Origin of the sequence: Alloalcanivorax marinus (assembly GCF_016906305.1) — a bacterium.
Classification (GTDB): domain Bacteria; phylum Pseudomonadota; class Gammaproteobacteria; order Pseudomonadales; family Alcanivoracaceae; genus Alloalcanivorax; species Alloalcanivorax marinus.
Genome location: NZ_JADDOL010000017.1, coordinates 20293 through 47177, shown reverse-complemented (window position 1 = coordinate 47177; position 26885 = coordinate 20293). Strand labels below are relative to the sequence as shown.

Genomic DNA, 26885 nt, shown 5'->3' with positions numbered 1-26885 from the left:
TGCCGCTTCGACGCCCGGGGCAATTCAAACGAGCGTTCGAAACTTTTCCGTACCTTATCGAAAGGCCCCGGGGCTGACAATGGTCTCAGAGCGCCAAAAAAGCGCCCGTCGCTCATAGATCGTAGCCACGCTCCTCGTGCAGCGCGATGTCCAGGCCCTGGCTTTCCTCCTCGGCGCTCACCCGCAGCGGCGTGAACAGTCCCACCAGCTTGAGCAGCAGCCAGGTAATCGCCGCCGTGTAAAGGATCGTCACCACCACGCCCAGCAGCTGGACGCCGACCTGTTCGAGCATGCCGTATTCCGGCTTGGCGAAGCCGTAGCCGGAGAATACCCCCAGGCCGGTGGACGCGAACACGCCGGCCAGCACCGTGCCCAGCATGCCGCCGATGCCGTGCACCGGAAACACATCCAGGGAGTCATCGATGCGCCATTTCTGTTTGACCACCAGCACCATATAGAAGCACACCACGCCGGCGGCCAGGCCGATGATCAGCGCCCCGCCCGGCCCCACGAAGCCGGAGGCCGGCGTGATGGTGCCCAGGCCGGCCACCATGCCGGTGGCGATGCCCAGGGCCGACGGCTTGCCGAACTTCACGTACTCCAGGGTGATCCACACCAGCGAACCGGCGGCGGCGGAAATATGGGTGACCAGCATGGCCATGGCGGCGTTGCCGTCGGCGGCCAGCGCCGAGCCGCCGTTGAAGCCGAACCAGCCCACCCACAGCATGCCGGCGCCCATCACCGTCATGGTCATGTTGTGCGGCTTCATGGCCTGGCCGGGCCAGTCCTTGCGGCGGCCCAGCACCATGGCCGCCACCAGCGCCGCCACGCCGGCGGTGATGTGCACTACGGTGCCGCCGGCGAAATCGTACAGCCCCAGCTCCGCCAGCCAGCCGCCGCCCCATACCCAATGGCACACCGGCACGTACACGCCCAGCACCCAGAGCACCGAAAAGGCCAGCATGGCGCCGAAGCGCATGCGCTCGGCGAAGGCGCCCACGATCAGTGCCGGGGTAATGATGGCGAAGGTCATCTGGAACAGGCCGTGCAGGCTCTGCGGCAGGGTGCCGGAGACGGTGTCCCGGTCGATGCCGGCGAAAAACGCATGCTGCAACCCGCCGATCCAGGCGTTGGCGGCGCCGCCGTCGGCGAACGCCAGGGAATAGCCGGCGATCAGCCACACCAGCGATACCGCGCAGGCGATGGCGAAGCATTGCATCAGCACCGACAGCACGTTCTTGGCGCGCACCAGGCCGCCGTAGAACAGGCTCAGCCCCGGCAGGGTCATGAACAGCACCAGGGCGGTGGCGGCGATGATCCAGGCGGTATCGCTCTTGTCCAGGGTGTCGGCGCGGGCCACCGACGGCATCAGGGCGGTCAGCGCCGCCATGCGATAGATTATTTTCATGGTTGGTTTCCCGGTCCTCGAGGCCGAACAACGGCCGGAATTGCACCGCCGGGAAGCACCCCGGCGGCTCTGCACCGGGAAAGGGCATACAAGAATCAGGCCAGAACGAAATACCGGGAAAGACGGGGTGAACAGGCGTTGGTCGCACGAAAACCGGGCAAAAGCGCACCCATCAAGTGCAGAAAGGCGCTAAAGGGCACCAATATTGAGCACGAAAAGAGCGGGAGGCTGCGCCATTAAAAGGCGGGATCGCGGCTGAAGCCGCTCCTACAGGGGGGGGGGGGTAATACCACCGTAGGAGCGGCTTCAGCCGCGATTCGCCCGGGCCCGGGCAAACCTCAATGCAGATAGGTGAACATTTTGCGGCGGTAGCGGCTGGCCATGGGGTCGCCCTTGGGCAGACAGTCGAACACTTCCAGCAGGGCCTGGCGGGCCACCCCGTCCTGGTAATCCGGATGATCACGCAGCAGGGTCAGCAGCGCCTGCAGGCCGGCCTCGAACTGGCCGGCGGCGGCGGCGCGCAGGCCGTAGGCGTGCAGGTCGGCGGGCGTGGGGTCGCTGTCGATGCGCGCGGCCAGGTCACGCAGGCTCTCGCCGCCGCCGTCCAGCTTGTCCAGCAGCGCGAAGCGGGCGCGGAACGGGCGCAGCTCCTCCACGTCCTCGAGCACCTCGGCGAGCACCGATTGCGCCTCGTCGGAGCGGCCCTCGCCGAGCAGATACTCCACCAACAGGGCGCGGAACGCGTGCTTGTCCGGCTGCTCCTGCAGGGTCTGCCGCAGGGCCTGCTCGGCCTGTTCGCCGTGGCCGGCCTCGATGGCCTGACGCACCTGCTCCAGAAACTGCTCTTCCTGCTCCGCCTGGGCCGCGTCCGGGTCCACCACCGGCGCCAGCCAGCGGCGCAGGGCGCCCTCGGTCTGGGCCCCGTCCAGTTCGCTGACCAGTTGACCCTGATAGACCAGTTTCAGCGACGGCAGGCTGCGCACACCGAACTGGGCGGCGATGTTCTGCTGCTCGTCGGCGTTGACCTTGGCGAGCACGAACTTGCCCTGGTATTCGCCGGCCAGCTTTTCCAGCAGCGGCGCCATTTGCTGGCAGGGCTGACACCAGGACGCCCAGAAGTCGAACAGCACCGGCACCTGCCGCGAGCCCTCCAGCAACTGCTGAATGTTCTGTTCGGTGACATCGATGATCGAAGCGTTGTCCTGCACCGTGGACTCCTGTGCCGAGAGGTAGGTTTTCAAGGTTTCCTTGATTGGCGGCAATTGTACGGAATTCCAAGGGGCCATAAACAGATTAAATACTGTTAAAGCGCCTGCAAAGCGGTGGCGGAGGGGTACACTGTTACAGACGTTCACGCGCTCTACATACTGTCACGGTAAGGTAGAGAGCGTTTTTAGGGTATCCACTCTCGAGCACGCATCCTGGCAAAGGAGATGACCATGCTGAGCCTTTTGGCCCTGGTAATTTTGGCCGGCACCTTGTTGGCCATATTTTATGCGCAATTGACGTTGACCACCGGGAGCGTGGTCTTCGCCGTCGTCTGGCTGCTGTGCGGCCTGCTGGCGTCCTGGTTGTACAATCCCATTCTGCTGATTCTGCTGGCCGCGGTGCTGCTGGTGCTCAACCACCCGGGCCTGCGCAGCAAGCTGATCGCCCGCCCGGTGTTCAATATGCTCGGCAAGATGATGCCGCCCATCGGCGACACCGAGCGCGAGGCCATCGAGGCCGGCGCCACCTGGTTCGAGGCGGAGCTGTTCGGCGGCAAGCCGGACTGGGACGATTTCTCCAAGACCAACTTCACCCAGCTCACCGAAGAGGAGCAGTCCTTCATCGACAATGAGGTGGAAGAGCTCTGCGACATGCTCGACGAGTGGAAGATCTACCACGAGCTCAAGGATCTGCCCGAGGAAGTGTGGGAATTCCTCAAGACCAAGGGCTTCTTCAGCCTGATCATTCCCAAGGAATACGGCGGCCGCGACTTCAGCCCCTACGCGCAGAGCCGCACCATGAGCAAGATCGCCACCCGTTCGCTGACCACGGCGGTGACCGCCATGGTGCCGAACTCCCTGGGCCCGGGCGAACTGCTGGCCAAATACGGCACCGAGGAACAGAAGCAGCGCTGGCTGCCCGGCCTGTCCTCCGGCGAGGAAATCCCCTGCTTCGGCCTGACCGGCCCGGAAGCCGGCTCCGACGCCGGCGCCATCCCGGACAAGGGCGTGGTCTGCAAGCGCACCGTGGACGGCGAGGAAGTGGTGGGCATCAGCCTGAACTTCGCCAAGCGCTGGATCACCCTGGCCCCGGTGGCCACCGTGGTGGGGCTGGCCTTCAAGCTGTATGACCCGGACCACCTGATCGGCGACAAGGACGAAATCGGCATCACCTGTGCCCTGCTGCCCGCCGACACCGAAGGCGTGGAAATCGGCCGCCGCCACAACCCGGGCGGCTCCCCCTTCATGAACGGCCCGATCAACGGCAAGGACGTGTTCGTGCCGCTGGACGCCATCATCGGCGGCCAGGAAATGGCCGGCAAGGGCTGGCGCATGCTGATCGAATGTCTGGGCGCCGGCCGGGGCGTGTCCCTGCCCGCGCTGGCCACCGCCAGCGGCGAGATGGGTTACCGCATGACCGGTGCCTTCGCCCGCATCCGCCGCCAGTTCGGTCTGGCGGTGGGCCATTTCGAGGGCGTGCAGGAGGCCTCCGCCCAGGTGGCCGGCCTGTCCTACACCCTGGAAGCCTACCGGCACCTGGTCACCCGGGGCCTGGAGGAAGGCACCATCTCGGTGGTCACGGCCATGGCCAAGTACCACTCCACGGAAATGATGCGGATTCTGGTCAACAACGGCATGGACATCGCCAGTGGCCGCGCCGTGCAGATGGGCCCGCGCAACTTCATGGCGCTGCCCTATCAGTCGATCCCGGTGGCGATCACCGTGGAAGGCGCCAACATTCTGACCCGCTCGCTGATGATCTTCGGCCAGGGCGCGCTGCGCTGCCATCCGTACCTGTACGATGAGCTGCAGGCGATCCAGGACGAGGACCAGGACCGCGGCTTCAAGCAGTTCGAGCACCTGTTCTTCAAGCACGCCGGCCACTCCCTGGGCAACATCAGCCGGGGCATCGTGCTCGGCCTGACCGGTTCCAAGCTGGCCGACATCCCGGCCAACGCGGACAGCTTCAGCGCCCCCTGGTACCGCCTGATCACCCGCTACAGCGCGGTGCTGGCGAGCCTGTCGGACGTGGCCTTCGCCCTGCTGGGCGGCGACCTCAAGCGTCGCGAGATGGTGTCCGCGCGGCTCGGCGATCTGCACAGCCACCTGCTGATCAGCTGCGCGATCCTCAAGTACCACGCCACCCTGCCCCGGGACGAGGCCAACGACGCCCACGCCACCTATGCGCTGCGCCGCTCCCTGAGCCAGGCCCACGACGCCATCGAGGACTTCTGCCGCAACTTCGGCAACTATGGCGTGGCGCGCCTGCTCAAGGGTCTGTTCTTCCCGGTGGGCCGTCCGTGTCTGGCGCACAAGCCGGACGACGCCCTGATCCGCACCCTGGGCGAGCAGATCATGAACCCCACCAGCGTGCGCGACGCCCTGGCCGCCAACGCCTACATTTCCCAGGACCCCAACGACAGCATCGGCCGGGTGGAAACCACCTACAACAAGCTGCTGGAGGTGGAAGCGGACTTCGAGGCGTTCTACAAGGCGGACATCAAGGGCAAGCTCAACGGCGACACCCTGCGCGCCAAGGTCGAGGACGCCGCCGCCCAGGGCATCATTCCGTCCGACAAGGTGGAAGCGATCCTGGAGTACGACGAAATGCGCTACGACTGTCTGCTCACCGATGCCTTCGACAAGGACCTGAAGGAAGTGAAAATGCACACCGAGCGGCCGATCTGACCGGTCCCGCGCTCACGGAGTGACGAAACGGGCCGCCCTCGGGCGGCCTTTTTCGTGGGCGGCCGGCGGCGCGGACCTACGCCTTTATTCTTATTCGGGGCGCTTTTCTGCCCATCCGGTCCCATTGCCGCCAAATTTAACAAAGCGCTTCTGTCACGCGACTTTCACCGGATCGCGCTTTCGACTAGGCTTCTCCCGTTCCGTCGCCGGCCGCCGCGCTTCGCGCCGGCGTCCACCCATTCGGTACAAGACACCCTCCAATGACAGTGGCTTCCGAAGAAAAAGCGGTTCTCGAATTCAAGGGCCGCATGCTGATGATGACGGTCCTGCACCTCAAGGACCTGGACCCCAATACCCTGCACCGCGAAGTGGGCCGCCGGCTCGAGGACGCGGCCCAGTGGCTGCGCGACGCGCCGGTGGTGATCGACGTGGCCGCCCCCGAGGACGTCAATCAGATCGAGCTGCTGTCCGCCGTGGACACCCTGCGCGGGCTGGGCGTGAATCTGGTGGCGCTGGCCCGCAACGCCCATCTGGACGCCGACACCGCCGCCATGCTCGGCCTGGGCAGCATCAGCCTGGCCGGCGGCCGGGACGTGGCCCGGGCGGAACCGGCCCCGGCCAGCGAGGCGGCGCCGGCGGCCGCCGCCGAGACCCTGCTGGTGGAGCAGCCGGTGCGCTCCGGGCAGCAGATCTACAGCCGCGGCGACCTGATCGTGCTGGCGCCGGTGAGTACCGGCGCGGAATTGCTCGCCGAGGGCCATATCCACGTGTACAACACCCTGCGCGGGCGCGCCCTGGCCGGGGTGCGCGGCGACACCTCGGCGCGTATCTTCTGCCAGGACCTGGACGCGGAACTGGTGTCCATCGCCGGCCACTACCGGGTGGCCGAGGATCTGCCCGATAATCAACGCCGCAAGGCGGTGCAAATTACTCTGGACGGCGACGCCATGCGCTTCGTCGAGCTGAGCGGCAAGTAACGCCGCCCCGCGAACACTCATTCAAGGAGACGAGATCGTGACAAAAATCGTGGTCGTAACATCCGGCAAGGGGGGTGTGGGCAAAACCACCACCAGCGCGGCTCTGGCAACCGGCCTGGCGCTGCGCGGCCACAAAACCACGGTGATCGATTTTGACGTGGGCCTGCGCAACCTGGACCTGATCATGGGCTGCGAACGCCGCGTGGTGTACGACCTGGTCAATGTGATCAGCGGCGACGCCAACCTCAAGCAGGGCCTGATCAAGGACAAGCGCGTGGAGGACCTGTTCATCCTTCCCGCCTCCCAGACCCGCGACAAGGACGCCCTGACCCTGGAAGGCGTGGAGCAGGTGCTCAACGGCCTCAAGGACATGGGCATGGAATACATCATCTGCGACAGCCCGGCGGGCATCGAGAAGGGCGCGCTCACCGCCGCCTATTTCGCCGACGAGGCGGTGGTGGTGACCAACCCGGAAGTGTCCAGCGTGCGCGATTCCGACCGTATTCTGGGCATCCTCTCCAGCAAGACCCGCAAGGCGGAACAGGGCGAAGGCGACATCCCCGCCCGGCTGCTGCTGACCCGCTACTCCCCGCAGCGCGTGGAAACCGGGCAGATGCTGTCCGTCGAGGACGTGAAGGAGATTCTCGCCATCGATCTGCTGGGCGTGATCCCGGAATCCCAGGCGGTGCTGAACGCCAGCAACGGCGGCACCCCGGTGATCCTGGACGCGGATTCCGACGCCGGCCAGGCCTACGAGGACGCGGTGGCCCGCTTCCTGGGCGAGGAACGCGAGCACCGGTTCCTGACCAGCGCCAAGAAAGGCCTCTTCGGCCGTCTGTTCGGAGGGTAACGATGAGCATTTTCAGCTATCTGCTGCCCAAGAAGGAAAAGTCGGCCTCGGTGGCCAAGGAACGCCTGCAGATCATCGTGGCCCGGGAACGGGCCACCCGCGGCGGCCCGGACTATCTGCCGCAGCTGCAGGAAGAACTGCTGATGGTGGTGCGCAAGTACGTGCCGGTGGACCAGGACGCGGTCAACATCCAGCTGGACCGGGAGTCCGGCTGCGAGATCCTGGAACTGAACATCACCCTGCCCGAGCAGGAATAACCCCATCGCGGTCGGCCGTGAAGCAAAAAAGACGCCGGGGATCTCCCCCGGCGCGCACGGCTCTCCCGTCTTTCTTCGCCCAATTCGCTCGCTTCGTTGACTGCTGTCCTTTTGTACAGTACATTCAGTGGTCCGGCGGGCCCCTTCAGGTTTTCCTTTTCTGCGACCCCTCCGAAGGCCTGATCGATCTCCAGGTTCCAGGGATGGAACCGGCCCCCGGACTTTTTCCGACCGCCCTACCCCATGTGCCAGCCGTGGCTGACCACGAAGGACTGGCCGGTGAGCGCCGCCGACGGAAACGCCGCCAGATCGGTGGCCAGCCGGGCAATGTCCTCCACGGTGGTGAACTCCCCGTCCACGGTGTTCTTGAGCATCACGTTGCGCACCACCTCGTCCTCGGAAATCCCCAGCTCCCGGGCCTGCTCCGGAATCTGCTTCTCCACCAGCGGGGTGCGCACGAACCCCGGACAGATAATGTGGCTGCGCACGCCGTGGGCGGCGCCCTCCTTGGCCACCGAGCGGCACAGCCCCAGCAGGGCGTGCTTGGCGGCCACGTAGGGCGACTTCAACGGCGACGCCTCCAGGGAATGCACCGAGCCCATGTACAGCACGGTGCCGCCACCGCCCTGGTACATATGGCGCAGCGCCGCCCGCGTCAGCAGGAAGGCGCCGTCCAGATGCACGGCGGTGACCTTGCGCCAGTCGGCCAGGGACAGCTTGTCGAGGGCTTCAATGTGCTGTACCCCGGCGTTGGCAATGGCGATGTCGAGACGGCCCCAGGTGTCGATCACCCGTTGTACGCCGCTGTCCACCGCGTTCTCGTCGGTGACGTCCATGGTCACGGCGATGGCCTCGCCGCCGGCGTCGCGAATCGCGGCCGCCGCGTCCTCGGCGGTGGCGGCTTCCAGATCCGCCACCGCCACCCGCGCCCCTTCCCGGGCGTACTGTTCGGCGATTCCCCGGCCGATACCACGGCCGGCGCCGGTAATGATCGCTACACGGTCCTCAAGACGCATGATGCTGTTCTCCTTGGTCCGCCACCCGGCCGGCGCCGGCGCGGCGCTGGCGACGACGCGCCGCCCACAGCCGCAGCTGGCCGACGATGCCGGTGGGGAAGAAATACACACTGAGCACGAACAGCAGGCCGAACCACAGCAACCAGCGGTCCGGGCCCACCAGATGTTCCAGCAGGCTGCCCGGCTCGGCGCCGCCGGCCAGCAGCTTGAGCAGGTCCTGCAGATAGTTCTGCGCCAGCAGGAACACGGCGGTGCCGACCACGGCGCCGTACAGGGTGCCCATGCCACCGATCACGCACATCAGCAGGATGAACACCATCAGCTCGAAGTTGAGGGTGTTCTCCGGGTTCACGTAACGGTTGATCAGCGCGAACAGCACCCCGGCCAGGGTCGCCAGCAGCGCCGACACGATCACCACCGCGGTGCGGTAGAACACGGTGCGGTAGCCCAGGGCCTGGGCGCGGAACTCGTTCTCGCGGATCGCCTGCAGCACCCGGCCGAACGGCGAGTTGACCATGCGCAGCAGGAACAGGAACACCAGCACCGCGCTGACGAACGCCACGTAGTACATCAGGTGCTTGCCGCTGACGCGCACATCGAACAGCGCATTCTGGAACGCACCGGCCGGGTCGCTGAACAGGCCGGTGAAAAAGCCCACCACATCGAAGCCCACCCAGGGCTCGTCGAACGGCCGGAACGCCGGCCCCAGTTCCCGGGGCACGCGCATGGCCAGGCCGTCCTCGCCGCCGGTCAGGTTGTACAGCTGGGTCACCAGGCTGAGAAAGGCGAACGCCACCGCCAGGGTCACCAGGGCGAAGAAGATCGCCTTGACCCGCAGCGACAGCAGGCCCAGCAACAGCGACAGCAGAATGGACAGCAGCAAGGCGCCGCCAATGCCGATCAGCAGCGCGCCGTAGCCGCTGCCGAAGGCGTCGGTGGCCATGGCCACCCCATAGGCGCCGATGCCGAAGAACATGGTGTGCGCGAACGACACGATGTGGGTATAACCCAGCATCAGATCGTAGGACGCCACCACGATAATGAACACGCAGATCATGCCGAGCATGGAGAAGGCGCGCACGCCGGGGAACAGGAACGGCCCCAGCGCCAGGCTCACGCCGATGATCAGCAGCAGCACGGTGAGCGCGCGGCTGCGCGGGTAATCGCCGGAAAGCAGTCGTTGCATCATAGCCGGGCGCCCCTCAAACCTTGATGACCGGAATCAGGCCCTGGGGACGCCACATCAGCACGCCCACCATCAGGCCCACGGTGGCCACCGCCGCCAGACGCGGTTCCAGGTAGCCCACATAGAGATTGATCAGGCCCACCAGCACGGCGCCGTAGAAGCAGCCCTTGATGGAACCCAGCCCGCCGAGAATGATCACCACGATCACCGAGATCATCAGTTCGTCGCCCATGTGCGCGGTAATGATCTCCCGGTACATGGCCCACATGGCGCCGCCCAGCCCGGCCAGCGCCGAGCCGGCCACGAACACGCCCAGGAACAGCAGGCGGATGCGGTAGCCGTGCACCTCCACCATTTCCTGGTCCTCGACCCCGGCGCGGATCAGAATGCCGGTGCGCGTGTGTTCGATCACCCAGGTCATCATGCCGTACACCGCCAGCCCCAGGATCACCGCGATCAGCCGGTATTTTTCCAGCGCCACGCCGCCGATCACCGGCCAGGACTCGGGTAGCAGAAAGGCGCCGGTGAGCGCGTCCGGGCGCGGCACCGGAATCTCATTGGGCCCCCAGATCACATGGATCATTTCCATCAGAATGATGGAACCGCCCACGGTGACCAGGATCTGCTTGAGGTGATCGCCGTACACCGGCCGGATCACCAGCCGCTCGAACAGCAGGCCGACCAGCCCGGCCACCGCCAGGGCGAAGCCCAGCGCCGGCACCACCGCCGCCAGGTTGGCGAGCAGCGACGACTCGCCGGCGCTGGCGTTGAGCCAGTGCACCAGCACCGTGGCGCCGGCGAAGGCACCCAGGGAAATAAAGGCGCCGTGGGCCAGATTGAGCACGTTCATCAGACCAAAGGTCAGGGTCATGCCCGAGGCCATCAGAAACACCATGGCGCCCATGGCCAGGCCGCTGATGGTCAGCACCACCCAGGTGCGCGGGTCCATCATGAAAAACGCCACCAGCATCATCAGCACCAGCAGAAACAGGTGCGGCCGTTTCTCGCGGAACGCGCGGAACCGGGCGAGGACGCCCTGGGGCCGCGGTTCGAGAATTTCGTCGTGCGCCGACATGACTGTGTTCTCCTTATTCGTTGATCGCGCTTATTGATGCGCGCCCAGACCGAGCCCCAGCAACTCCTGTTGCAGGTCCTCGTCGTCGGCCAGCTCGGCCATCTGGCCGGCGTACACCACGCCGCCGTCGTTCATCACCGCCACGGACTGGCCCAGACGCCGGGAAAAGTTGAAGTTCTGTTCCACCAGCAGAATGCTGACCTGCTGTTGCTTGAGCTGCTCGAAGGCGTCCGCCAGGTCGTTGATGATGGCCGGTGCCAGCCCCTTGGTGGGCTCGTCCACCAGCAGCAGTTCGCGGGGCTCGATCACCGCCCGGGCGATGGCCAGCATCTGCTTCTGGCCGCCGGAAAGATTGCCCGCCGGCCGGTTCCAGAATTTTTTCAGGGGCGGGAACAGTTCAAAAATCCAGTTCAGCCGCTGTTCGTCCATGGGCCCGCTGACCGCCGCCAGCACCATGTTTTCGCGCACCGTCAGCAGGCTGAAGATGCCCATGTTCTCGGGCACGAAGGCGATGCCCTGGCGGGCGATGCGCGGCGTCGGCTGGCCGGTGATGTCCTCGCCGCGAAAACGCACCTGACCGCCGGTCACGGTGGTCAGGCCCATGATGGTGCGCAGCGTGGTGCTCTTGCCGGCGCCGTTGCGGCCCAGCAGCACGGTCAGCTCGCCCTTCGGCACCCGCAGGTCCACGCCGTGCAGAATGTGGTACTGGTCGATGTCCGCGCGCACGCCGGTGAGGGAAAGAATCGGGTCGCTCATATCAGGCTTCCTCGGCGGGGTCGTCGGCGGTGGCGCCCAGGTAGGCTTCCTGGACGATGGGCGAGGCGATCACCTCGGCGGGTTCGCCGTCGGCCACCAGTTCGCCGTTGTGCAGCACCACGATGCGGTCGGACAGCGAGCGCACCACGTCCATCTTGTGCTCCACCAGCAGAATCACCTTGTTCTGCTTGTTCTTGATGTCGGCGATCAGATCCAGGATCACCGGCACTTCGTCCACGCTCATGCCGGCGGTGGGTTCATCGAACATGAACACCTCCGGCTCCAGCGCCAGCATCAGCGCCACTTCCAGTTTGCGCTGGTCGCCGTGGGGCAGATTGGCCACCAGATCGTCGGCGCGACGGCCCAGGTTGACCTGTTCCAGATAGGCGGCGGCGCGGTCGGTGAGATCGCGGCGGCGGCTGGCCATCTGCCAGAACACATGACCGATGCGATGGCGCGACGCCACCGCCAGGCGCACGTTCTCCAGCGCGGTCAGATTGGGAAACAGATTGGTAAGCTGGAAAGCGCGGCCCAGGCCCTTGTCGGCGCGGGCGGCGGCGCCCAGTCGGGTAATGTCCTCGTCGAACAGCCGCACGCTGCCGGCGGACGCGGGCAGCTGCCCGGAAATCAGATTGAACCAGGTGGTCTTGCCGGCGCCGTTGGGCCCGACGATGGAGGTCAGGGTGCCGGCGTGAAACGCGCAGGACACTTGATTGACCGCCACGTGACCGCCGAAATTGATGGTCAGGTCGCGGGTTTCCAGCACCGGACGGGAGGCGGTTTCGGGTTGCAAGGAGGCCATGGGAGGTCCCTCGGTATGATCGGAAAAAGGCGGGTGACGGTGGCGTGGCCCGGCCGGGCCACGCCCCTGGTCTCAGCGCTTGTTGCGGATCGGGATGTTCATCTGATCGATGGCGATGGTGCGCACCAGTTCCGGCACGCCGGCGGTGACGGTGCGGTCGGCGAACCAGTCATCCCGCTCCTCGGCCTTGATGCGGAAGTGGTACATCTCCTGCAGCGCCTGATGGTCCTCGTCGCGGAGGATCATCTTGCCTTTCGGAGTCTCGAACACCAGCCCTTCGAACGCCTTGATCAGGTCCTCGGTGTCGGTGGAACCCTTGCTCTTGCGGATCGCCGCGGTGATCGCCATGGCCTGGGAGAAACCCTGGGCGGTGAAGAAGTCCGGGGCCGCGTCGAAGCGCTTGAAGTGCTCCTTCACGAACCAGTCGTTGATCTTGTTCTTGGGCGACTCGAAGTAGTAGAAACCGGCGCCTTCCATGCCCGGGAATTCGGAGTAGCTCACCAGCGCCGGCAGAATGTTGCCGCCGGTGGCCAGCTTGATGCCGAAACGCTCCGGCTGCAGGTCCTGGATGCGGCTCAGCGGGTTGGCGCTGCCGGCCCAGATGGCGAAGATGTATTTGCCCTGCTCGCAACCGTCCCGGTCCTTGAGCGCGTTGAACAGGCGCTGGGCGGCGGCGGTGAAGTCGGTGGCGTCGGTGGGCAGGTATTCCTCGTGCACCACTTTACCGCCCTGACCTTCCATCGCTTCCTTGTAGGCGGCCACGCCGTCGCGACCGAAGGCATAGTCCTGGGCGATGGTGGCCACGCAGACGCCGGGCTCACCCAGGGCCACCGCGTTGGAGACCGCGTCCTGGGAGGAGTTGCGGCCGACCCGGAACACATAGCGGTTCCAGTCCGCGCCGGTGATGGCGTCGGCCACGCCCTCGGGCATGATGATGCGCTCGTACTGCTCGGCGATCGGCAGGGTGGCCAGGGCCACGCCGGAGGAAACCGGGCCCACCACGATCTGGGCGTCGTCCTCGGCGTAGGCTTCCTCCACCAGGGAGCGGGCCCGGGCCGGGTCCAGCTGGGTGTCCTTGTCGATGATCTCGATCTTGCGGCCTTCGATCTCCATGCTGCCGTCGGTGGCGTACTCGAAGCCCATTTCCAGACCCACGCTGAGCTGCTCCGCGTAGGCGGACAGCGGACCGGTGAAGCCGGTGACGTGGGCGATGCGGATGGAGTCGGCGGCCTGGGCCAGGGGCGCGGCGGCCAGGGCGGTGAGCGTGAAGGCCGTGGCGGTAATCAGACGCTTCATAGGATTTCTCCTTCTTCTCGATTCTTGCTGTTCTTGTTCCGGCCGGTGGCCGCGAGTTGTTGTTTTGCTGTTCTTTGGAAAGCGTGCGCCAACAATATGACAACTGATTCACCTTTCCGCAAGAGTTTGGCGGAAAAAATTCCACAATCGTGGAATATTCCACTCCGCGCCACCCTGGAAAGGCGCCAACCCCTGAAAAAACAGTACAAAACGGGTTTCCCGACGTCTTTCCGGGCGCTCTTCCGGCGTCCCGGTAAGGTCTTCATGGTTGACAGAATGACCCGCCAAACCTAATTTAGTTGAATACCGATTCAACTTTCAAAGAACAAAAGACGGCTCCCATGACCCGTACCGCCTCGCTCAAAACCGCCACTCCGGACCCCGCCGACGACGCCGCCCAGGCCGGCCCCGGGGCACCCAAGACCGCCCGCGGCGCCCGCACCCGGGCGCGCATCCTGAAGGCCGCGGAGGACACCTTCGGCACCCTCGGCTACCACCGCGCCGGCATCAGCGACATCACCCGCGCCGCCGGCGTCGCCCAGGGCACCTTCTACACCTACTTCGCCGGCAAGGAGGAAATTCTCCGCGAGCTGGTGCGCGACATGGGCCATCAGGTGCGCGCCCATCTGGCCGCCGAGATCGTCGATGCCGGCGACCGGCTGCAGGCGGAGGAAAAAGGTCTGCGCGCCTTCCTGCAGTATCTGTTCGAGCACCCCTCCCTGTACCGGGTGCTGCAGGAGGCCCAGTTCGTGGACGAGTCGATCTACCGCGAATACTACGAAGCCTTCGGGCGCGGCTATCTGCGCATGCTGGCCGACGCCACCCGCAAGGGCGAAATCCGCGCCGGCAATAACGAGGTGCGGGTGTGGGCACTGATGGGCATGTCCAACTTTCTCGGTCTGCGCTACGCGCTGTGGGATCGGGACGTGTCGTTCGACGAGATCGTCGCCACCATCTCCGACCTGTTCCGCAATGGCCTGACCCTGGAAGGCCCGGAGAAAAACCCATGAGCGCCGCCACCCTGCGCATCGAGGAACGCATCGCCCGGCTCACCCTGAACCGGCCGCACCGCCACAACGCCCTGGTGCCGGAGCTGCTGGACGCGATCCGTGAACAGTTGGCGCGGGTCCGCGACAGCGACGCGGCGGTGCTGATTCTGGACGCCGAAGGCCGTTCCTTTTCCAGCGGCGGCGACGTGGCCGGCTTCCATGAAACGCCCCGGGACCAGCGCCGCGCCTACGCGGAGAAGGTGGTCGGCACCCTCAACGCCACGCTGCTGGATCTGCTCGATCTGCCGGTGCCCACGGTGGTGGCGGTGCACGGCCTGGTCACCGGCGGCTCCCTGGGCCTGGTGCTGGCCTGCGACATCGCCGTGGCCGGCGACCGGGCCAGCTTCGCGCCCTGGTACACGGTGGTGGGCTTCAGCCCGGACGGCGGCTGGACCGCGCTGATGCCGGAGCGCATCGGCCGGGCCCGGGCGCTGGACATTCAGCTCACCAACCGCCGTCTGGACGCGGACGAGGCCCACCGGCTGGGTCTGGTGCAGTACCGCGCCGAGGACACCGGCGCCACGGCGCGGGCGGTGGCGGAGACAATCCGCGACGCCAAACCCGGCAGCGTGGGCCGCACCCTGGCCCTGACGCGCCCCGACCGGGCCACCGTGGCCGCCGGCCTGGAGGCCGAATACCGGCATTTTCTGGAACAGATCGAAAGCGACGAGGCGGACCGGGGCATGGCCGCCTTTCTGAAAAAATAGCGATTTTCTCGGCACAACCCGACCGCCGGCCGCCGTTTGGGGCGGCCGCCGGCGGCCGGCAAGCAAAACAACAATCAACGGGAGAGCATCATGAAAACAAAAGCCCTGGCCGGCGCGCTGCTACTCGGCGCCCTGCCCTTCACCGCGCTGCCCCTCACCGCGGGCGCGTTCGATACCTTCGCCGACGAGGACCGCTCCACGGAGCTCACCGGCGAGCCGGTGCAGCAGCGCTACCAGTTCAATACCCCCACCACCGTCACCTATGACCGCGACTCCCTGAGCGGCGGCGCCAGCGGCGCCCGGGTCTATGTGGCGGACATGGGCAACCATGAAATCAAGGTGCTGAATCTGAACGGCGCCCTGGTGGGCCGCCTGGACGACGCCGACACCACCCTGGCCGCCGACAGCCCGGCCTCCTCGGTACCGCAAATCCGCGCGCCCCTGGGCATCGCTTTCCTGTCGAAAAGCGAGGCGGACGACGATCGTCTGGCCGGCCTCTATGTCAACGACGTGGGCCGCCAGCAGATTCATTTTTTCCGCACCGTGACCGGCAGCGCCGGCGGCTTCGAATACGTCACCTCCATCGGCCAGCCCGGCCACGGCGGCGGCGAGGACCTGTACCTGCCGCGCAACATGACCATCACGCCGCAGGGCTTTATCTATGTGTCCGATGAATTCAACCATCGGGTCAAGGCGTTCGGCATCGACCCGGACAACGGCTACCAGGTGACGCTGATCCAGACCCTGGGCCACCAGGACGGCAGCGGCCGCTACGTGGGCGCCGGCCCGCGCATCCGTGGCGTGGACAAGGACTACGGCACCGACTCCACCTACTACGACGACTACGCCGGCGAACCGGCCAAGCGCGACGGCTTCCGCATCCCCCAGGGGATGACCTACTACACCTCGCCGGACAACGGCGCCACCTACCTGTACGTGGCCGACAACGGCAATAACCGCATCAAGATTTTCCGCGTCAACACCGCCACCGGCCAGCTCACCCTGGACGACATGATCGGTCGCTTCCGCGACGGCGGCAGCGCCGACCACCTGAAGCGCCCGCGCGGGCTGCGCACCGACCTGGACGGCAACCTCTACGTGGCGGACACCTACAGCGGCCGCATCCTGCGCTTCAGCAACCTGGCCAGCACCAGCGACGCCAACCCGGTGCGCTACCGCACCAGCAAAAGCAGCGACGCCTCCGCCGCCTGGATCTATGGCCGCCTGGGCATCCATCAGGTGGAAATGCGCGCGCCCACCAGCGCCGGCACCGAGGACGAAGCCTTCCAGCTGCCCAACGATCTGGTGCCGGTGATCCGCGCCGACGGTACTTTCTATCGGGAAAACATCTATTCCTGGGGCTACTACTACAGCAACGCCCGGGTGCATCTGGTCAGCGACTCCGGCAACAACCGCATCAAGAAATGCTGGACCAACTCCAGCGGCACCACCCTGCTGCGCTGCTCCGTGTCCGCCGGCGTCGGCACCGTGTCCAACAATGAATTCTGGGGCCACCCGCGCACCCTGGCCGGCCAGCTGCACTCCGCCAGCGGCATGGCCTGGCTGGGCAACAAGAACCGCCTGCTGGTGAGCGACACGCCCAACACCCGCATCAACATGTACGACAGCAGCGGCAACTATCAGGGCCGCTTCCCGGGCACCAACATCAGCTACGGGGTCACCGGCATCGCCACCTTCACCGACAGCAACATCGGCGAAGGCGTGGCGGTGCTGGTGGGCGCCGACGCCACCCTGCCCTGGCCCTACACCGGCGACGCCAGCCTGCGCATCTACGACGCCGACGGCAACCTGGAAGAGCTGTTCAACCTGAGCTACCGCACCGGCGGCCTGCCGGTGCCGGAAATCGGCCTGTCCACCAGCAACACCAACTACCCGGTGTCGGTGAACGTCACCCAGGGCGGCGACGAGCACGCGGTCTACATCACCAGCTTCGACAATTACGTGTGGCGTTTCGACTACGACAGCGGCAGCGGCACCCTGGACGGCAACTGGTACGCCGGCGGCGTGGACAGTTCCAAGGGCAACGACCTGGGCGAGAACTGGAGCCTGGGCCCGGACTTCTTCGAACAGGGCGCGCCGGGCACCTTCGACCAGATCGGCAGCGTGCTCGCCCTGGACGACCGGGTCTATGTCACCGACCGCCGCAACCAGCGCATCCAGGCGCTGAACCCGGCCAACGGCGCCCTGATCGGCCAGGTCGGCCTGGGTGGCGGCACCTACGACCACCCGGACGACCTGGACCCGCAGCGCCTGTTCCTGCCCGCTGGTCTCGCCTACGACGCCGCCCAGGACGCCCTGGTGGTGGCCGACGGCTTCAACATGGTGGCGCGGGCCTGGGCCAACCCGGACGACTACAGCCCCGACGGCGCCGGCGTGATCAGCCCGGCCTACCAGGGCCACTGGCTGGACCGTGATCTGGGCACCCGCCCCGGCGGTCTGTTCGACACCGAGCAGGTGGCCGTGGGCGGCGGTGACGTCTACGTGTTCTCGTTGATCAGCAACCGCATCACCCGGTTCGACTGGTCGGAAATCAACGATTGATGGCGCGCTCGAAACGACCGCTCCCCACCGTAGGAGCGGTCGCTTCGACCGCGATCAAGCACCCACGAATAACGACAACGCGCGGGAGAAAAAAATGGAGATGTTCGACCTGCTTGCCCACCGGGCGCGGGTGACGCCGGACCGCCCGGCGCTGGAAGATCTGCAAAGCGGCGAACGCTACGATTATGCGCGCTTCAACGAGCGGGCCGCGCGGCTGGCCGCCGCCGCCCGGGAACAATGGGGCCTCCAGGAAGGCGACCGGCTCGCCTTCCTGGGCCACAGCCGCGCGGAATTCTTCGCCATGCTGTTCGGCTGCGCCAAGGCCGGCCTGATCCTGGTGCCGCTGAACTGGCGGCTGGCGGTGCCGGAACTGACCGTGCTGGTGGAGGACTGCGCGCCCGGGGCGCTGATCTTCGGCGGCGAGTTCGCCGAGGCCGCCGCCACCCTGGCGGACCAGCACCCGGCACTGACCCTGGTGGCCCTGGACGGGGCCGCCGACGGCCAGCACGACTACCATCGGGATCTGGCGGCGGTACAGCCGGATCTGAACGCCCACCCGGACAAGGACCCGGACACGCCCTGGTACCTGCTCTATACCTCGGGCACCACCGGCCGGCCCAAGGGCGTGATCCAGACCTTCCGCATGATGATGGCCAACTACCTGAACATCGGCCTGGCGGTGGACCTCACCGGCCGCGACGTGCTGCTCAACGTGCTGCCCCTGTTCCATACCGCCGGCATCAACCTGTATTCCTCGGCGGTGTTTCTGGCCGGCGGCTGCGTGCTGGTGGCCCGCGCCTTCGACCCGGACCAGGCCCTGCGGGTATTGGAACAGAGAGCCACGATCTTCTTCGGCGTGCCGGCGGTCTACCAGGCCCTGCTGGAGCATCCGGATTTCAGCGGCGAGCGCCTTAAGGGCGTGCGTTCCTGGGGCTGTGGCGGCGCGCCGCTGTCGCTGCCGGTGGCGCAGCGCTACGTGGACCAGGGCATTTGTGTGCGCACCGGCATGGGCATGACCGAAACCGGGCCCACCGTGTTTCTGCTGGACGAAGAACGGGTGATCGACAAGATCGGCTCCGTGGGCCGCCCGCAACTGCTCACCGAGGTACGCATCGTCGACCGCGACGGCCACGACGTGCCCCGGGGCGAGGCCGGCGAGCTGCTGATTCGCGGCCCCAATATCACCCCCGGCTACTGGAACCGGCCGGACGCCACCGCCGAGGCGATCCGCGCCGACGGCTGGCTGCACAGTGGCGACGTGGCCCGTTGCGATGAGGACGGCTGCTACTACATCGTCGACCGCTGGAAGGACATGTACATTTCCGGTGGCGAGAACGTCTACCCCGCCGAGGTGGAAAAGGTGCTCGAACAGCACCCGGCCCTGGCGGAAGTGGCGGTGATCGGCATACCGGATGAAAAATGGGGCGAGGTGGGCAAGGCCTGCTACGGGCTGCGCGACGGCGCCGAGGACCCCGGCGAGGACACGCTGCGCGCGTTTTGCCGCGAGCGCCTGGCGGGCTATAAAGTGCCCAAGGTCTTTCAGCGGATGGACGCCCTGCCCCGCAATGCCCTGGGCAAAGTCACCAAACAGGAGTTGCGTGATGCGCGATGACAACGGCCACCACGGCCAAGCGCACGAACAGGAGATTGGCGGCATCGAATACGAGCAGGTGCTGGAACAGGCGCACTTCGACCGCTTCGCCGCGCTCAGCGGCGACCACAACCCGATCCACGTGGACCCGGATTTCGCCGCCGGCACCCGCTTCGGCGCCACCGTGTCCCACGGCATGCTGCTGTTCACCGCGGTGCGCGGCCTGATCGCGCACAACTACCCGGGCGCCGAGCTGGAGAGCCAGGACCTGATGTTCCCGAACCCGGCGTTCGCCGATGAACCGCTCACCGTGCACCTGGACATCGTCGCGCCGCCGGCGGACGACCGGCTGGAACTGATCACCCGGGTGGAAAACGCATCCGGTCAGGCCTGCCTGGAGGGCCGCTGCCGCCTCAAACTGAACCGGGACGCGAACCAGGAGGCCCGCCGATGACACTGCCCCGCTTCAACGCCCTCAAGCCCGGCGACCGCGCCGAGGTGACCCGCCGCTACCTGGACGACGATATCGCCGAATGGTGCCGGCTGGCGGAATTCGACGGCGACTGGGAAACGGTGCCGGAACCGCTGATCGCCGCGCTGTTCTCCTACCTGCTGGGGGAGGAACTGCCCGGCCACGGCACCAATTATCTGAAGCAGAGCATGCGCTTCCACGGCCACGGCCGCCCCGGCGAAGCGCTGACCGCCAGCGTGGCGGTGACCCGCCTGCGCCAGGACAAGGCGCTGGTGAATCTGGAAACCCGCTGTCTCGGCGAGGACGGCCGCCTGCTTTGCGACGGCGAGGCCCTGGTGCTGTTTCAATGTTGACGCCCCCCGGCGCGCTGAAAGCCGACCAGCCGCACCCGGCCCTGGCCGACTGGCTGGAACGGCTCAACCGGCTGCTCGCCGACCAGGCCGCCCGCGGCGTGGAGGCCACCCCGGTGACGGTGCGCGAGAGCATGGCGTCGATGACCGCCACCCTGGTGGCGCGGGGGCCCGACCTGCCCTGGGTACGGGACACGATGATCCCCACCGGCGCCTACCCGGTGCCGGTGCGGCTTTACGATCCGGCGCCGGACCGGGAAAAACCGGTGACCCTGTTTCTGCACGGCGGCGGTCACATGGCCGGCGGCGTCAGCGTCTACGACCCCATCGTCCGGCGGCTGGCGAAGACCAGTGGCCATCTGGTGGTGTCGGTGGAATACCGGCTGGCGCCGGAGTGCCCCTATCCGCTGGGCCTGGAGGATTGCCTGGCGGTGGCCCGCCACCTGTGGCCGGTGCTGGACCGCCACGGGCGCCGGGTCACGCGGACCCTGAACCTGGTGGGCGACTCCGGCGGCGGCGCCCTGGCCGCCACCGTCAGTGCCCTGGCCCAGGACGATCCGGACCTGCGTGTCCACAAACAGGCGCTGATCTATCCCAGCCTGGACTACACCCTGGATCACCCTTCGGTGGCTGAAAACGGACGCGGCTATCTGCTGGAGACCTCGCGCATCCACTGGTATTTCGACCACTATTTCCAGGACGGTGCCGCGCCGGACCCGGTACGGCGCCGGAACGCCTCGCCCCTGCACGGGCCGATCAGCGAGCGGCTGCCGGCGACCCTGGTGCTCACCGCCGGCTTCTGCCCGCTGCGCGACGAGGGCGTGGCCTACGTGGAGCGGCTCCGCGCCGCCGGGGTACCGGCCCGGCATCAGCCGTTCCCGGACATGATCCATGCCTGGTTGAATCTGGAGGACCTGGTGCCGGAGGCCTGCGCGGAGAGCTATCGGGTGGTCGGGGACTTCCTGAACGGGTGACGCGGATCGCCACTGAAGTCGCTCCTACAGGTGCATCAATGTAGCAGGAGCGGCTTCAGCCGCGATGGTCCCCGTCGTCGTTACCACGCCAGAGCAGTTCATCAATGCCGTAGCAGGGCCCGGCCATCAGGTTCTGCGCCAGCATGAAACGGTCCCGGGGCGTGTCGGCGGTCATCTCCGCCACGCGCAGGGACTCCAGCATCCAGGTGTCCCAGACATTGACGAAATGGGCGCGGATGTCCACGTCGCCGCGCAGCATGTCCGCCTGCAGGGCGGTCACCGTCAGGTCGTCGCCCTGGCGGTCCACCTGGTAACCCTGATTGGGGTAACCGACCTCCAGGCAGGCGAGAAAATTCTTCAGGGTGCGCTCGGAAGGCTGGCCCAGGGAAAACGCCAAAGGCTGGTCGGGCACGTTCTCGAGAATGGAGAGGATGTGGGCGTCGGCGAGCCGCTCGCGCAGCCGCGACCGGTTGTCCTCCTTGCGGTTGGCCTCCTGGCGCGCCTCGGCGTCGCGGCGGGCCGCCTCCATGGCCTCGCGCACCCGCCGCTGCTCGGCCCGTTGGCGGGCCCGCTCACGCTCGGCGGCCTGCTCGGCCTGCCAGGCCTGTTCCACCAGCCGGTCCAGTTCCTGGTCGTAGCGACGCGCCTCGCGGGCCGCCTCGATACGGCGGGCACAGGCCGGCAGCGCGTCCTCGCGCAGCCACCGGCCGCTCACCCGCCGGTCCTGGCGGCGGGCCTCCGCCAGCTCCGCGCAGACGCCGTCGTCGATGCCCAGCGTGGCCAGGTCACCGAGCGGCAGGCCGGCCACCCGGGCCGGCACCGGTTCACGGCCCAGCAGCGAGGCGCCGGATTCCATCAGGGAAGCGCAACCGGACAACACCAGACTTCCCACACCCACAATCAAAAGCCAAAACGGCGAGCGTCGTTTCATGAACAGCCACTTGACGACGGAAAGCGAAAACGATGGCACCGGACCCTGACCCGGGCGGCGGGTCCGGTGATCCCCGCTGCTCTAGGAACACAAGCGGCGGGTTTGGTTCCCCGGCCGTCAGGACGACGGCCCGGGGAAGGCGGGGTCAGGCGGACTCGGCGATTTTCTTTTTCCAGATCACCGGGCCGGTTTTGTGCACCGATTCGCCGGTGGAATCCACCGCCACGGTGACCGGCATGTCTTCCACCTCGAACTCGTAGATGGCTTCCATGCCCAGGTCCTCGAAGGCGGCCACGCGGGACTTGCGGATCGCCTTGGACACCAGATAGGCGGCGCCGCCCACGGCCATCAGATAGACCGCCTTGTTGTCGCGGATCGCCTCGATGGCGGTGTCGCCGCGCTCGGCCTTGCCGACCATGCCGATCAGGCCGGTCTTCTCCAGCATGGTGCGGGTGAACTTGTCCATGCGGGTGGCGGTGGTCGGGCCGGCCGGGCCCACCACTTCGTCGCCCACCGGATCCACCGGACCCACGTAGTAGATAAAGCGGTTGGTGAAGTCCACCGGCAGCTCCTCGCCCTTGGCGATCATGTCCACCATGCGCTTGTGGGCGGCGTCACGGCCGGTGAGCAGCTTGCCGGACAGCAACAGGGTGTCGCCGGGCTGCCAGGTTTGCACTTCTTCCGGGGTCACCGTGTCGAGATTGACGCGCTTGGCGCCCTCGTCGTTGCCCCAGGCGATGTCCGGCCATTCTTCCAGGTCCGGGGCCTTCAGGTCCGCCGGGCCGCTGCCGTCCAGCACGAAGTGGGCGTGTCGGGTGGCCGCGCAGTTGGGGATGATCGCCACCGGTTTGTTGGCCGCGTGGGTGGGATAATCCGCCACCTTCACGTCCAGCACCGTGGTCAGGCCACCCAGGCCCTGGGCGCCGATGCCCAGCGCGTTGACCTTCTCGTACAGCTCCAGGCGCAGTTCCTCGGCGCGGGTTTGCGCCCCCCGGGCCTGCAGCTCGTGGATGTCGATGGGGTCCATCAGGGATTCCTTGGCCAGCAGCATGGCCTTTTCGGCGGTGCCGCCGATGCCAATGCCGAGCATGCCCGGCGGGCACCAGCCGGCGCCCATTTTCGGCACCTGCTCAAGCACCCAGTCCACCACCGAGTCGGACGGGTTGAGCATGGCGAACTTGGATTTCGCCTCGGAGCCGCCGCCCTTGGCCGCCACGTCGATTTCCAGGGTGTCACCGGGGACGATGGAGTAGTTGATCACCGCCGGGGTGTTGTCCTTGGTGTTGGCGCGCTTGCCGTCCGGGTCCGCCAGCACCGAGGCGCGCAGCACGTTGTCCGGATGGTTGTAGGCGCGGCGCACCCCCTCGTTGATCATGTCGTCCAACGACATGTCGCCTTCAAAGGTCACATTCATGCCCACCTTGGCGAACACGGTGACAATGCCGGTGTCCTGACAGATCGGCCGGTGCCCCATGGCGGACATGCGTGAGTTCACCAGAATCTGCGCCATGGCGTCCTTGGCCGCCTTGCTCTCTTCCTTTTCGTAGGCTTCCTTGACGCCACGAATGAAATCCACCGGATGGTAGTAGGAAATGTACTGCAGGGCGTCGGCGACGCTCTGAATCAGATCGTCCTGGCGAATCACCGTCATGCGGGGTACTCCTGACTGCTGGGATCGGGGGCGCGCATTATAGCCGACCCTTGCCCGCCTGGCATCAGGAGGCCTCCGGCAAACCTCTGGCACGGGCTTTCGCCAGGGCCTGAAACGAATTGAGTGCCTTGCCCCGCGATCCGTCGAGAATGAAACCCGGGCAGCGGGGGGATCAGACCAGGCACTCACCGCGCTTGAGGTGGGCGATCAGCAGCTCGGCCACGGTTTCCGGCCGCTCCAGGTGCAGGAAATGGCCGGCGGCTTCCAGCCGCTCCACGTAGAGGCCGGCGGGAAAGTCGTCGTTGTTGAGGCAGTGGTCCAGCAGCTTGGGGCTCATGCAGCCGTCGTTCTCGCCCATCAGCACCTGGGTGGGCACGCGCACGTCCAGGGCCAGCCATTCCTGCACTTCCCGCTGCTCCTTGCGCCACAGGCGGATCAGGTGCCGGTACCAGCCCAGGGCGCCGGCCAGCACGCCGGGTTCGCCCAGGGTGTGGCGGGCGTTGTCCAGGTACAGGCCCGGGTCCCAGTCCGGGGACCAGCGGTGCCAGAGGGTGTCCACGCCGCTCAGGCCGTCGCGCTTGAGCCAGGCTTCCGGCGCCACCGGCAGCTGGAAGAACTGCATGTAGCCGCTCAGTTTGATCTGCTCGGGCACCTTGAGCAGGGCCTTGGGCAGCCGCTTGAGCGGCGGGATCGCCAGGGCACTGAACGTACAGAAGGATTCCGGGTAGCGCGCGCAGGCCAGGTAGCCCACCGCCGCGCCCCAGTCGTGGCCGATCAGATGCACCCGGCCACCGAGCTGGTTGGCGAACACCAGCAGGTCGTCCACCGCCGCGTGCAGGGAATAGTCGCCGCTGCCGGGCTGGCAGGACGGCGCGTAGCCGCGCAGGGCCGGCGCCACGCAGGTGTAGCCGGCGTCCGCCAGCAGCTTCATCTGCACCGCCCAGTTTTCATGGGTGTCGGGAAACCCGTGCAGCAGAATCACCGGCTCGCCGTCGCCGGTCAGCAGCGCCGGAAAGCGGAGATGCCCATTGACCAGTTCCACCTGCTTCATGCATCGACCTCGAAATCGTTCAGGGATCGCGGTGCCACCTCGCACACGCACAGGCCGGTGACCTCGGCCTGCTCCGGCCCTTCGCGCATCCACGTCATCAGGGCTTCCACCGCGTCATCCGCCCCTTCCAACCAGGCTTCCACCCGGCCATCGGGTAGGTTGCGGACCCAGCCGGCCACGCCCAGGCGGCGCGCCTGCTGTTGGGTGGAAGCGCGAAAATACACGCCCTGCACCCGCCCCCGGACAGTCACCTGCCGGGCTATCACGGCTTTGTTATTCATTTTGTTTTTCGCCTTCGTTGGTGGGGAACTCGTCGACCCGGTTCTCGAACAGGGCTTCCAGATTGAACTCCAGGGGCCGGTGCAGGCCGCGCCGCGCTTCGTCGCAGCGCTGTTTCAGGGTCGCTTCCCAGGGCTCCTTGCCGTGGGCGTTGACGCGCAACTGCTGCTCCGCCGGCCAGGGCACCATGGCCAGCAGCTGGGACAGGGTCAGCCGGCGCAGGTCCCGGGTCAGCACATAGCCGCCCTCCTCGGTGCGCTTGATCAGCTTGCAGTCCTGCAGCAGATTGCGGAACTCGTCCCAGTGCGTGACGCCGGACTCGTGCATCACCTGACGGACCTCGTTGCTGCGCAGCACCCGGCCGTGCCGCTGGCGTTCCCAGAACACCCGCAGCAGCCGCAGCAGCGCCTGAGTGCGCGGCACCTTGCGGCGGTGTTCCTGGAACACCACCAGGGTGCGCACCAGCTCGGCGCCCAGCAGCACCAGAATCCAGGAAATATAAATCCACAGCAGGAACAGCGGAACCGCCGCGAAGGCGCCGTACACTACCTGGTAGTTGGGCGCATGCTTGATGAACTGGGCGAACGCCGCCTTGGCCAGCTCGAACAGCAAGGCCGCCACCGCCGCCCCCAGCAGTCCCTGCCGGAACGGCACCGAGGTGTTCGGCACCACGATATAGAGCAACGCCAGCATGGCGAAGGTAAAGAAGAACGGCAGCACCGACAGCCAGACCCGCACGCCGCCCAGGTAGGCCACCGTATCGCTGATCAGCGACACCGAGGTCAGGTAGGAGGAGATGCCCAGGCCCGCGCCCAGCAGCAGCGGCCCCAGGGACAGCACCGCCCAGTAAGTCATCAGGCTGACCATGCCCTTGCGCGCCTTGGGCAGCCGCCAGATGCGGTTGAGCGCCTGCTCCACGGTGCGCAGCATCAGCACCGAGGTAATGATCAGCATCACCACGCCGGGCCCGGTCAGGTTGGTGGCCTGCTGGGTAAAGGTGGCCAGGTAACCGAGAATCTGATTGCCGGCGGACGGCACGAAATACTCGAACGCCCATTTCTGGATCACCAGCCCCCGTTCGTTGAGCGCCGGAATCGAGGCAATCACCGCGAACATCACCGTCATGATCGGCACGATGGCGAACAGCGTGGTATAGGTCAGCGCCGCCGCGGCGGCGGGGCAACCGTCGTCCACGAACTGGCGGCGCAGTAATTTCAGGAACGCCCATACCGATTCCGCGCGGGCGCGGAACGGAATCACGGGCGCATCGTTCTGGTCGGTTTTCACCCTGTCGTCCACTTCCTCTTCCTATCGGCATCGCCCCGGCTTGCCGGTGGCGGTCGGTGCCGTACAATGCCCTGCATCCTGGCAAACAACGGCGTCGAACCATGGCACAGTACACCATCTACCATAACCCGCGTTGCTCCAAATCCCGCCAGACCCTGGCGCTGCTGGAAGACGCCGGCATCGAGCCACGCGTGATCAAATATCTGGACACGCCCCCGGACGCCGACACCCTGCGCGACCTGGTCCGTAAACTGGGTCTCTCCAGCGCCCATGAACTGGTGCGCGTCAAGGAAGCCGACTACCAGGAAGCGGGCCTGAGCCCGGACGCCGATGACGAAACAGTGATCCAGGCCCTGGCGCGTTATCCGAAATTGCTGGAACGTCCGGTGGTGGTCAAGGGCCAGCGGGCCGTGCTGGGGCGCCCGCCGGAAAACGTCCAGGCCCTGTTGTAACGGCCCGCGC

General features: G+C 66.6%; 25 protein-coding genes. 12 read left to right on the top strand and 13 right to left on the bottom strand.

What is annotated here, in order from left to right; all coding sequences use genetic code 11:
- Window positions 1-112: 112 nt before the first annotated feature.
- Both IM760_RS14055 and IM760_RS14050 read right to left on the bottom strand, forming a co-directional pair.
- A complete protein-coding gene (locus IM760_RS14055) occupies window positions 113-1408 on the bottom strand; it encodes an ammonium transporter (protein ID WP_239549846.1) in 1296 nt (431 codons plus the stop codon).
- 338 nt (window positions 1409-1746) lie between these two features.
- On the bottom strand, window positions 1747-2616 hold the full coding sequence (locus IM760_RS14050; RefSeq protein ID WP_204430436.1) for a tetratricopeptide repeat protein: 870 nt from the start codon (window positions 2614-2616) through the stop codon (window positions 1747-1749).
- A 231-nt stretch (window positions 2617-2847) separates the two neighbouring features.
- Here IM760_RS14050 and IM760_RS14045 point away from each other — a divergent pair, with 231 nt between their 5' ends.
- From IM760_RS14045 to minE, 4 genes are all read left to right on the top strand, one after another.
- Entirely contained in the window at window positions 2848-5304 is a 2457-nt protein-coding gene (locus IM760_RS14045) for an acyl-CoA dehydrogenase (protein ID WP_204430435.1), read from the top strand.
- 260 nt (window positions 5305-5564) lie between these two features.
- Window positions 5565-6281 carry a septum site-determining protein MinC gene (minC, locus tag IM760_RS14040; protein WP_204430434.1) on the top strand — a complete coding sequence of 239 codons (717 nt, stop codon included), beginning with the start codon at window positions 5565-5567 and terminating at the stop codon, window positions 6279-6281.
- 37 nt (window positions 6282-6318) lie between these two features.
- Window positions 6319-7131 (top strand): septum site-determining protein MinD, encoded by an 813-nt coding sequence (gene minD / locus IM760_RS14035; RefSeq protein WP_204430433.1) that lies wholly within the window; start codon window positions 6319-6321, stop codon window positions 7129-7131.
- 2 nt (window positions 7132-7133) lie between these two features.
- Window positions 7134-7388 carry a cell division topological specificity factor MinE gene (minE, locus tag IM760_RS14030; protein ID WP_204430432.1) on the top strand — a complete coding sequence of 85 codons (255 nt, stop codon included), beginning with the start codon at window positions 7134-7136 and terminating at the stop codon, window positions 7386-7388.
- A gap of 236 nt (window positions 7389-7624) precedes the next feature.
- Here minE and IM760_RS14025 read toward each other — a convergent pair whose 3' ends face one another.
- From IM760_RS14025 to IM760_RS14000, 6 genes are all read right to left on the bottom strand, one after another.
- Window positions 7625-8404, bottom strand: coding sequence for a 3-hydroxybutyrate dehydrogenase (locus IM760_RS14025; protein ID WP_204430431.1), 780 nt, complete (start codon window positions 8402-8404; stop codon window positions 7625-7627).
- Window positions 8394-9593 (bottom strand): branched-chain amino acid ABC transporter permease, encoded by a 1200-nt coding sequence (locus IM760_RS14020; protein WP_204430429.1) that lies wholly within the window; start codon window positions 9591-9593, stop codon window positions 8394-8396. Before IM760_RS14020 ends, IM760_RS14025 begins: the two co-directional genes overlap by 11 nt.
- A 13-nt stretch (window positions 9594-9606) precedes the next feature.
- Window positions 9607-10665 (bottom strand): branched-chain amino acid ABC transporter permease, encoded by a 1059-nt coding sequence (locus IM760_RS14015; protein ID WP_204430427.1) that lies wholly within the window; start codon window positions 10663-10665, stop codon window positions 9607-9609.
- Window positions 10666-10695: 30 nt separating this feature from the next.
- Window positions 10696-11421 (bottom strand): ABC transporter ATP-binding protein, encoded by a 726-nt coding sequence (locus IM760_RS14010; protein ID WP_204430425.1) that lies wholly within the window; start codon window positions 11419-11421, stop codon window positions 10696-10698.
- Between the two features lies 1 nt (window position 11422).
- Window positions 11423-12223, bottom strand: a complete 801-nt coding sequence (locus IM760_RS14005; RefSeq protein ID WP_204430423.1) for an ABC transporter ATP-binding protein — start codon at window positions 12221-12223, stop codon at window positions 11423-11425.
- A 72-nt stretch (window positions 12224-12295) separates the two neighbouring features.
- Window positions 12296-13519 carry a substrate-binding domain-containing protein gene (locus tag IM760_RS14000; RefSeq protein ID WP_204430422.1) on the bottom strand — a complete coding sequence of 408 codons (1224 nt, stop codon included), beginning with the start codon at window positions 13517-13519 and terminating at the stop codon, window positions 12296-12298.
- A 341-nt stretch (window positions 13520-13860) separates the two neighbouring features.
- Here IM760_RS14000 and IM760_RS13995 point away from each other — a divergent pair, with 341 nt between their 5' ends.
- The 7 genes from IM760_RS13995 to IM760_RS13965 all read left to right on the top strand — a co-directional run bounded on the left by IM760_RS13995 (window position 13861) and on the right by IM760_RS13965 (window position 21224).
- Window positions 13861-14529, top strand: a complete 669-nt coding sequence (locus IM760_RS13995; RefSeq protein WP_204430419.1) for a TetR/AcrR family transcriptional regulator — start codon at window positions 13861-13863, stop codon at window positions 14527-14529.
- Entirely contained in the window at window positions 14526-15275 is a 750-nt protein-coding gene (locus IM760_RS13990; RefSeq protein ID WP_204430417.1) for an enoyl-CoA hydratase/isomerase family protein, read from the top strand. Before IM760_RS13995 ends, IM760_RS13990 begins: the two co-directional genes overlap by 4 nt.
- Window positions 15276-15365: 90 nt before the next feature.
- Complete coding sequence (locus IM760_RS13985) at window positions 15366-17837, top strand: NHL repeat-containing protein (protein WP_204430415.1); 2472 nt, start codon at window positions 15366-15368, stop codon at window positions 17835-17837.
- A 94-nt stretch (window positions 17838-17931) separates the two neighbouring features.
- Complete coding sequence (locus tag IM760_RS13980) at window positions 17932-19449, top strand: acyl-CoA synthetase (RefSeq protein WP_204430413.1); 1518 nt, start codon at window positions 17932-17934, stop codon at window positions 19447-19449.
- Window positions 19439-19882 carry a MaoC/PaaZ C-terminal domain-containing protein gene (locus tag IM760_RS13975; RefSeq protein ID WP_204430411.1) on the top strand — a complete coding sequence of 148 codons (444 nt, stop codon included), beginning with the start codon at window positions 19439-19441 and terminating at the stop codon, window positions 19880-19882. Before IM760_RS13980 ends, IM760_RS13975 begins: the two co-directional genes overlap by 11 nt.
- Window positions 19879-20253: a hotdog family protein gene (locus IM760_RS13970; protein WP_204430409.1), complete on the top strand. Its 375-nt coding sequence runs from the start codon at window positions 19879-19881 to the stop codon at window positions 20251-20253. Before IM760_RS13975 ends, IM760_RS13970 begins: the two co-directional genes overlap by 4 nt.
- Window positions 20247-21224, top strand: coding sequence for an alpha/beta hydrolase (locus IM760_RS13965; RefSeq protein ID WP_204430407.1), 978 nt, complete (start codon window positions 20247-20249; stop codon window positions 21222-21224). Before IM760_RS13970 ends, IM760_RS13965 begins: the two co-directional genes overlap by 7 nt.
- 55 nt (window positions 21225-21279) lie before the next feature.
- On the opposite strand, the gene IM760_RS13960 is transcribed toward IM760_RS13965, so the two are convergent.
- The 5 genes from IM760_RS13960 to IM760_RS13940 all read right to left on the bottom strand — a co-directional run bounded on the left by IM760_RS13960 (window position 21280) and on the right by IM760_RS13940 (window position 26435).
- Window positions 21280-22104: a hypothetical protein gene (locus IM760_RS13960; protein WP_204430405.1), complete on the bottom strand. Its 825-nt coding sequence runs from the start codon at window positions 22102-22104 to the stop codon at window positions 21280-21282.
- A 196-nt stretch (window positions 22105-22300) separates the two neighbouring features.
- Complete coding sequence (locus tag IM760_RS13955; RefSeq protein ID WP_204430403.1) at window positions 22301-23806, bottom strand: fumarate hydratase; 1506 nt, start codon at window positions 23804-23806, stop codon at window positions 22301-22303.
- 172 nt (window positions 23807-23978) lie between these two features.
- A complete protein-coding gene (locus tag IM760_RS13950) occupies window positions 23979-24857 on the bottom strand; it encodes an alpha/beta fold hydrolase (RefSeq protein WP_204430401.1) in 879 nt (292 codons plus the stop codon).
- On the bottom strand, window positions 24854-25138 hold the full coding sequence (locus tag IM760_RS13945; protein WP_204430399.1) for an acylphosphatase: 285 nt from the start codon (window positions 25136-25138) through the stop codon (window positions 24854-24856). Before IM760_RS13945 ends, IM760_RS13950 begins: the two co-directional genes overlap by 4 nt.
- Window positions 25131-26435 (bottom strand): YihY family inner membrane protein, encoded by a 1305-nt coding sequence (locus IM760_RS13940; protein ID WP_262731196.1) that lies wholly within the window; start codon window positions 26433-26435, stop codon window positions 25131-25133. The genes IM760_RS13945 and IM760_RS13940 overlap by 8 nt, the downstream gene beginning before the upstream one ends.
- Before the next feature lie 89 nt (window positions 26436-26524).
- On the opposite strand from IM760_RS13940, the gene arsC reads away from it, so the two are divergent.
- Window positions 26525-26875: an arsenate reductase (glutaredoxin) gene (arsC, locus tag IM760_RS13935; RefSeq protein WP_204430397.1), complete on the top strand. Its 351-nt coding sequence runs from the start codon at window positions 26525-26527 to the stop codon at window positions 26873-26875.
- The last annotated feature ends 10 nt before the right edge of the window (window positions 26876-26885 follow it).